The following is an 8,480-nucleotide window of genomic DNA, read 5'->3' as shown; positions in this document are numbered from 1 at the left end:
GATGTCAACGGGGCATAACAAACTAATTCGTCGACTAATCAAACACACTGTTGAGTTCTCAAGAATCAGACGCACCCACATCGCGATCCGGTGAGGATCTCGGTTGCGTGAGGCAACTGGTCAAACCTAGCGAGCGACTTTCTGTCGTGGCAAATCCCCGACTGTTTCGCTCTGACCCGGTGGTGTCACCGTGACCGATGACCGCTTCGGGTTGTCCTGCCCGGGGCCGGGAGCCCGACCTGACCGGTCTTGCTCCCCGCCGCTCCCTGGCGACAAAGAGAACATTATGCAGATCCCGCGGATCGCGCAAATCGAAACGCTGTGACCGCGAGCACACTCGCGTTTGTGCAGGTCAGAGGCCTGTTGGGGCCCGTGGGACGACGCGGGAGGGGTGTCGGACGGGCTTGAAGCGCCCGTCCGACACCGTCCTCACGCCACCTCGACGCCGGCGAACTTCTTCTTGCCGCGACGCAGGACCAGCCACGACCCGGCGACCAGGTCGGAGCGGGTGGGCTGCAGGTCGGGGTCCTCGACCCGCACGTTGTTGAGGTAGGCCCCGCCCTCGGCGACCGTGCGACGCGCCTCGCCCTTGCTCTTCGACAGGCCGGAGACCACGAGCAGGTCGAGGATGCCGGGCAGCTCGCCGGCGGGGAGCGTCGTACCGCCGGCCTCCCTCAGCGCGGAGGCGAGGGTGTCGGGCTTGATGCCGGACAGGTCTCCCCCGCCGAACAGGGCGGCGGCCGCCGCCTTGGCGTGCTCGACCTCCTCGGGGCCGTGCACCAGCGCGGTCACCTCGTCGGCCAGGCGCTTCTGGCCCGCGCGCAGGAACGGCTTGTCCGCCGTCTGCTGCTCGAGCTCCTCGATCTCCTCCCGCGAGAGGAAGGTGAAGATCCGGAGCAGCTCGCCCACCTTCTCGTCCTCGACGTTGAGCCAGAACTGGTGGAAGGCGTAGGGCGACATCATCTCCGAGTCGAGCCAGAGCGCGCCGCCCTCGGTCTTGCCGTACTTCGTGCCGTCCGACTTGGTGATCAGGGGGGTCGCGAACGCGTAGGCGTGCGCCCCCTCCACCCGGCGGACGAGCTCGGCGCCGCCGGTGATGTTGCCCCACTGGTCGGAGCCGCCGAACTGCAGCACGACGCCGTGCTCGCGGAACAGGGAGAGGAAGTCCATCGACTGCAGCAGCACGTAGGAGAACTCGGTGTAGCTGATCCCGGACTCGAGCCGGCGCTTGACGGTGTCGCGCGCCAGCATCCGGTTGACCGGGAAGTGCTTCCCGATGTCGCGGAGGAAGTCGATCACCGACAGCGAGGCGGTCCAGTCGTAGTTGTTGACCGTCGTCGCGGCGTTGTGGCCCTCGAAGCTGACGAAGCGCGAGACCTGCTGTCGCACCCGCTCGGTCCACTCCTTGACCGTGTCGAGGGTGTTGAGCGTGCGCTCGCCGGAATCACGTGGGTCACCGATCATGCCGGTGGCGCCGCCGACCAGGATGTAGGGCGTGTGGCCGGCATCCTGCAGGCGTCGCGCGGTGGCGAGCTGGACCAGGTTGCCCATGTGGAGGCTCGGGGCGGTCGGGTCGAAGCCCACATAGAACTTGACGCTCCCCTCGCCCAGCGCAGCGCGGAGCGCGTCGCGGTCGGTGGAGTGCGCGACGAGGCCGCGCCACTCCAGCTCGTCGAGGACGTTGGGGCTGCTCACGTGGATTCCTTGGGGTGAGGTGGTCTGGTTTGCGGGCACTAGCCTAGGGCGAGGACGCAGGAGGTTCGGTACGTGATCGCAGGCAGGTACAGGCTCGAGAGGCAGATCGGCCGCGGCGGCTCCGGCACCGTGCACCTCGCCATCGACGAGGTCCTCGGCCGACAGGTCGCGATCAAGCGCATCGGGTTGATCCCGGGGTCGGACGCCGCCGAGCTCGAGCGTGCCGAACGGGAGGCGCGTCTCGCCGCGGCCCTCAACCACCCGCACGTGGTCTCCGTCTTCGACCTCGTCGACGAAGAGGACGTGCGCTGGCTCGTCATGGAGTACGTCGACGGCGAGACGCTGAGCGAGCGGGTCAGGAGCTCCGGCCCCATGGACGCCGTCGAGGCCGCGATGCTGCTGGGCCAGACCGCCGACGCCCTCGTCGAGGCGCACGACCACGGCATCGTGCACCGCGACGTCAAGCCGAGCAACATCCTCATCGCCGACGGCGCCGCGAAGCTCAACGACTTCGGGATCGCCCGGTCGGAGGACGACCCCTCGCTCACCCAGACCGGGCTGGTGACCGGGTCACCCGCCTACCTCGCTCCCGAGGTGGCGTCGGGCTCGTCGGCCACGACCGCGAGCGACGTGTGGTCGCTCGGCGCCACGCTCTACCACGCCCTCACGGGCAAACCGCCCTACGACGTCGGCGACAACCTGATCGGCGCGCTCTACAAGATCGTCCACGAGGACCCGCCGCGGTTGCCCGACGACCACCCGATGGCCGGACTGCTCACGGTGATGATGAACCACGACACGGAGGCGCGCTGGCCGATGCCGCGCGTGCGGGACGAGCTGGCCCGGATCGCCCGCGGCGAGCGCTCCACCGTCGTCCCGGCGCCCGCCCCGGTCCGGGAGGAGACGGGGGTGCTGCCGCCCGTGCAGCCGCCCGCCACGTCCTCCCCCGCGCGCCGGCACGGCGCCCGCTGGGGGTGGCTCGCGGCCGCGGCGGTGCTCGCGGTCGCGGCCGTCGCAGCGGCGTACGTCTGGGCGGGGCGCGGCACGCCCGAGGCACTGCCCGACGACCCGCAGCCGCGCTCGCAGCAGTCGTCGCAGCCCACCACCCCCACCGAGAGCACCAGTCCCCCGGTCACCGCGGAGGACACCCGCGAGCAGATGGACGCGTTCATCACCTCCTACCTCGCCACCGTGACGAGCAACCCGCGAGCGGCGTTCGAGCAGCTGACGCCGGAGTTCCAGGACGCCAGCGGTGGCTTCGAGGGCTACATGGGGTGGTGGGGCAAGGTCGAGTCGGCGTCGCTCGCCGAGGTCGCCAGCGATCCCTCGGACCTGACGGTCGGCTACACAGTCAACTACGTGATGAAGTCGGGCGACCGCACCACCCAGCGCATCCGGCTCCAGCTCGAGCGGCTCGACGACAGGCTCCTCATCGCCGGGGAGGGCTGAGGCCGGGTCACCGCACGGAGCCGCCGCGCTCCCCCGGTGCCGGGACCTTCCCCCGGGCCCCAGCGGACTTTCGCCCCTACGCCCGGCCTCGCCGGTGCGCGACCGTGGCAGCAGTTGACGGAGGAGCCCCACCGTGCCCGGACCCGATCGTGACCTCACCCCACCCGCCCCGCTGGGCCTCGGCCGGCTGCGCGGGGGGCCGGTGCGCTCCCAGCGACCCGTGTACGTCGACCTGCTGCCGCCGTGCAACGCGGGGTGTCCCGCCGGCGAGAACATCCAGGCCTGGCTGGCGCTCGTCAAGGCGGGCCGGGCCGAGGAGGCGTGGCGGCAGCTGACCGACGACAACCCGTTCCCGGCCGTCCACGGCAGGGTCTGCTACCACCCGTGCGAGAGCGTCTGCAACCGCGCGGAGCTCGACGACGCCGTGTCGATCCACGGGGTCGAGCGCCACCTCGGGGACCTCGCGATCGAGCACGGGTGGGCGTTCGCCCCTCCCCCGGAACCCACCGGCAGGCGGGTGCTGGTCGTCGGTTCCGGCCCCAGCGGGCTGTCGGCGGCGTACCACCTCGCGCGCCTCGGGCACGACGTCACGGTCCGCGACAGTGGGGAGCGACCGGGCGGCATGATGCGGTACGGCATCCCGGCCTACCGGCTGCCTCGCGACGTGCTCGACGCCGAGGTGCAGCGCGTCGCCGACCTCGGGGTGCACCTCGAGCAGGGGCACCGGGTGGACGACCTCGAGGCGGAGCGCCGGTCCGGGGGCTTCGACGCCGTCTTCGTCGCGATCGGCGCCCACCTCTCCAAGCGGGTCGACATCCCCCACCAGGACGCGGGCCGGGTGCTCGACGCGGTGAGCTTCCTGCGCCACGCGTCAACCGGCGAGCAGGAGCCGCTGCACGGCCGGGTCGCCGTCTACGGCGGCGGCAACACCGCCATGGACGCCGCGCGCGTGGCGCGCCGCCTCGGGGCCGAGGACACGCTCATCGTCTACCGGCGCACCCGCGACCAGATGCCGGCCCACGAGGAGGAAGCGGTGGACGCGGAGGAGGAGGGCATCCGGATCAACTGGCTCCGCACGATCTCCTCCATGGGCGAGGACGACCTGACGGTCGAGGTGCAGGAGCTCGACGAGGACGGTCGACCGCATGGGACCGGGCAGTTCGAGAGCCTGGCAGCGGACACGCTCATCCTCGCGCTCGGGCAGGAGAGCGACACCGCGTTGCTCCGCACGGTCCCGGGCGTCGAGATCGTCGACGAGACCGTCCAGGTGTCGCCGGCGACGCTGATGACGGGGGCCCCGGGCGTCTTCGCCGGCGGGGACGTCGTACCGAGCGAGCGCACCGTCACCGTCGGCGTGGGCCACGGCAAGCGCGCGGCCCGCACCATCGACGCCTGGCTCCGGGGCGAGGTGTGGGCGGCCGGGGACAAGCACCCGCTCGCCGGCTTCGACCTGCTCAACCCGTGGTTCTTCGGCGACCACGACCGTCGCCGCCAGCCGGAGCTCGACCCCGGGTCGCGGGTGTTCGCCTTCGACGAGGTCGTCGCGGGGCTGACCCCCGACGAGGCCGCCTTCGAGGCCGGCCGCTGCCTGTCGTGCGGCAACTGCTTCGAGTGCGACGGCTGCCTCGGCGCCTGCCCGGAGGACGCGGTCGTGAAGCTCGGGGAGGGCCTGCGCTACGAGTTCGACTACGACCGGTGCACCGGCTGCAGCGCCTGCTTCCGACAGTGCCCGGTGCACGCCATCGAGATGGTCCCGGAGGGGTGAGCGCCGTGCGCGCGACGATCGACGGCAACGAGGCAGCGGTGCGCGTGGCGTACCGGCTCAACGAGCTGTGCGCCATCTACCCGATCACCCCGTCCTCGACGATGGCCGAGCTCGCGGACGAGTGGTCGAGCCACGGCCGGACCAACGTGTGGGGCACGGTTCCGGCCGTCATCGAGATGCAGAGCGAGGGCGGCGCCGCCGGGGCGCTGCACGGAGCCCTCCAGGGTGGGGCGCTCAGCACGACGTTCACCGCGTCGCAGGGACTGCTGCTGATGATCCCGAACCTCTACAAGATCGCCGGGGAGCTGACGTCCACGGTGCTGCACGTGGCCGCCAGGTCCCTCGCGGCGCAGGGGCTGTCGATCTTCGGTGACCACTCCGACGTGATGGCGGTGCGCCAGACCGGTTTCGCGCTGCTCGCGTCGGCGTCGGTGCAGGAGGCGCACGACCTCGCCCTGGTGGCGCAGGCCGCGACGATGCGGACCCGGGTGCCGTTCATCCACTTCTTCGACGGCTTCCGCACCTCCCACGAGATGAACACCATCGACCTGCTCGACGACGACGTGCTGCGCGCGATGGTGCCGGAGGAGCTGGTGCGCGAGCACCGGTCGCGGGGCCTCACACCGGAGCGCCCGTTCATCCGCGGGACCGCGCAGAACCCCGACGTCTACTTCCAGGCGCGCGAGACGGTGAACCCGATGTACGCCCGGACGCCCGCCGCCGTGCAGGCGGCGATGGACGAGCTGGCCACGCACACCGGCCGCGCCTACCGCGTCGTCGAGTACGCCGGCCACCCGGAGGCGGAGCGCGTCGTGGTGCTGATGGGGTCCGGCGCCCAGACGGCCCGCGAGACCATGCGTCACCTCGTCGCGTCCGGCGAACGGGTCGGCGTGGTGCAGGTGCGCCTCTACCGCCCCTTCCCCGCGGCCGAGCTCGTGGCGGCCCTGCCGCGCACGGTCAGGCGGGTCGCGGTGCTCGACCGCACCAAGGAGCCGGGTTCGCACGGCGAGCCCCTCTACCTCGACGTCGCGGCCACGCTCGCAGAAGCCCACGTGGCCGGCACGCTCGAGCAGGCTCCGCTGGTCATCGGCGGCCGTTTCGGCCTGTCGTCCAAGGAGTTCACGCCCGGGATGGTCGCGGGCGTCCTCGCCGAGCTGGACGCGGCCGCGCCCCGGCCGCGCTTCACGATCGGCATCACCGACGACGTCGGCGGCACCAGCCTGCCCTGGGACGCCGACCTCGACATCGAGGAGCCGGAGACGCTGCGGGCCGTCTTCCACGGCATCGGCTCCGACGGCACGGTCGGCGCCAACAAGAACACGATCAAGATCCTCGGCTCCGACCCGGACGTGCACGCCCAGGCCTACTTCGTCTACGACTCGAAGAAGTCGGGCGGCGTGACGGTCAGCCACCTCCGCTTCGGGCCGCACGAGATCCGCGCCCCCTACCTCGTCTCGCGGGCCGGCTTCGTCGGCTGCCACGACATCGGGCTGCTGGAGAAGGTCGACGTGCTCGGCTCCGCAGGACGCGGCGCGACGCTCCTCCTCAACTCGCCGCGACCGCCCGAGCAGGTGTGGGACGCACTCCCCCGCACCGTCCAGGAGCGGATCCATGACCTGGACCTGCGGATGTTCGCGATCGACGCCGACCGCGTCGCGCGGGACGCGGGGCTCCCCGGGCGCACGAACACCGTGCTGCAGACCTGCTTCTTCGCGATCTCGGGAGTGCTCCCTCGTGCCGAGGCGATCGCCAAGGTCAAGGCTGCGATCCGCACGACGTACGCCAGGCGCGGGACCGAGGTCGTCCGCCGCAACGAGGCGGCCGTCGACGCCACCCTGGCGGCCCTGCACGAGGTCGCGGTGCCCACCGACCGCACGAACGGGCACGCGCTGGTCCCACCCGTGCCCCCGGACGCACCCGACTTCGTGCGCACGGTCACCGCGGAGATGATGGCCGGCCGCGGCGACGCCCTGCCCGTCAGCGCCCTGCCGGTCGACGGCACCTTCCCGAGCGGGACGACGGCGTACGAGAAGCGACGCATCTCCGACCTGGTCGCGCAGTGGGACCCCGAGACCTGCATCCAGTGCGGGACGTGCAGCTTCGTGTGCCCCCACAGCGTCATCCGCTCGAAGCACTACGACGAGGGCGAGCTCGAGGACGCGCCCGAGTCGTTCGCGTCCGCCCCCCTCAACGCGGTCGGGCTGCCCGGCGCGCGCTACACCCTGCAGGTCTACGCCGAGGACTGCACGGGCTGTGCCCTGTGCGTCGAGGCCTGCCCGGTGAGCCCGCTCGGCGAGCCGACCCGCAGGGCGATCAACCTCACGGAGCTCGAGCCGATCCTGGAGCCGGCGCGGCAGGACGTCGCCTTCTTCGAGACCCTGCCCGTGAACAACCGGGCACGCGTCGACTTCGGCACCGTGCGCGGCACGCAGTTCCTGCTGCCGCTCTTCGAGTTCTCCGGCGCGTGCTCGGGGTGCGGTGAGACGCCCTACCTCAAGGTGCTGACGCAGCTCTTCGGCGAGCGCCTGACGGTGGCCAACGCGACCGGCTGCTCCTCGATCTACGGGGGCAACCTGCCCACCACACCGTGGACCCGCAACGCCCAGGGGCGTGGACCGGCCTGGTCCAACTCGTTGTTCGAGGACAACGCCGAGTTCGGCCTCGGCCTGCGGCTGGCCGCCGACCTGCACACCGCGCTCGCGCGTACGCGGTTGGCCGAGCTGCGCGCGGAGGTCGGAGCGGACCTCGCCGACGCAGTCCTGGGCGCCGAGCAGGTCCGTGAGTCGGCGCTCGAGGCGCAGCGCGAACGGGTCGCCGAGCTGGGGCGGCGGCTCGAGGGACTGAGCGGTCCGGCCGCCCAGGACCTGCGCAGCGTGGCCGACCACCTGCTGCGGCGCAGCGTGTGGATCGTCGGTGGCGACGGGTGGGCGTACGACATCGGCGCCGGCGGCCTGGACCACGTCCTGGCCAGTGGGCGTGACGTCAACGTGCTCGTCCTCGACACGGAGGTCTACTCCAACACCGGCGGGCAGGCGTCCAAGGCGACCCCGCTCGGCGCCGTCGCGAAGTTCGCCTCCGGCGGCAAGGACCTGGCGAAGAAGGACCTGGCGCTCCAGGCGATCGCCTACGGCAACGTCTACGTCGCCCGGGTGGCGATGGGCGCCGACGCCCACCAGACCCTGACGGCGCTGCGCGAGGCGGAGGCGTACGACGGTCCCTCGCTCGTCATCGCCTACAGCCACTGCATCGCGCACGGCATCGAGATGCGCGACGGCCTCGACCAGCAGTACCGGGCCGTTGCGTCGGGCCACTGGCCGCTGGTCCGCTACGACCCCACGGTGCGCGCGAGCGGCGGCAACCCGTTCCAGCTGGACTCCCCGCGACCGCGCATCCGGCTCGAGGACTACGTCTACCGGGAGCTGCGCTACCGGATGCTCCGCGACGCCGACCCGGACGAGGCAGAGCGCCTGCTGGGCCTGGCGCAGGAGGCGGTCGACCAGCGGTGGGCGACCTACGAGGAGATGGCGGGCCGGGGCGCGGCCCGGTTCGCCACGGACGCCCGGAGGTAGGA

At 71.9% G+C, this 8,480-nt stretch carries 4 protein-coding genes; 3 read left to right on the top strand and 1 reads right to left on the bottom strand.

The window, feature by feature from the left end:
• Window positions 1-429 precede the first annotated feature (429 nt).
• Window positions 430-1,695, bottom strand: coding sequence for a tyrosine--tRNA ligase (tyrS, locus tag Q1B24_RS21280; protein WP_299932748.1), 1,266 nt, complete (start codon window positions 1,693-1,695; stop codon window positions 430-432).
• A gap of 72 nt (window positions 1,696-1,767) precedes the next feature.
• Between tyrS and Q1B24_RS21275 the strand changes: the two genes are divergently transcribed.
• From Q1B24_RS21275 to nifJ, 3 genes are all read left to right on the top strand, one after another.
• Window positions 1,768-3,144, top strand: a complete 1,377-nt coding sequence (locus tag Q1B24_RS21275) for a serine/threonine-protein kinase (protein ID WP_299932745.1) — start codon at window positions 1,768-1,770, stop codon at window positions 3,142-3,144.
• Window positions 3,145-3,316: 172 nt separating this feature from the next.
• Complete coding sequence (locus tag Q1B24_RS21270) at window positions 3,317-4,909, top strand: NAD(P)-binding protein (RefSeq protein WP_299932757.1); 1,593 nt, start codon at window positions 3,317-3,319, stop codon at window positions 4,907-4,909.
• A gap of 5 nt (window positions 4,910-4,914) precedes the next feature.
• The gene (gene nifJ / locus Q1B24_RS21265) at window positions 4,915-8,478 is read left to right on the top strand and encodes a pyruvate:ferredoxin (flavodoxin) oxidoreductase (protein ID WP_299932742.1); all 3,564 of its coding nucleotides are present in this window, start codon (window positions 4,915-4,917) and stop codon (window positions 8,476-8,478) included.
• Window positions 8,479-8,480: the final 2 nt, after the last annotated feature.

Origin of the sequence: uncultured Nocardioides sp. (assembly GCF_947488025.1) — a bacterium.
Classification (GTDB): Bacteria; Actinomycetota; Actinomycetes; order Propionibacteriales; family Nocardioidaceae; genus Nocardioides.
Note: the sequence above shows the minus strand (reverse complement) of the source record. Positions and strands in the feature narration are given on the sequence as shown.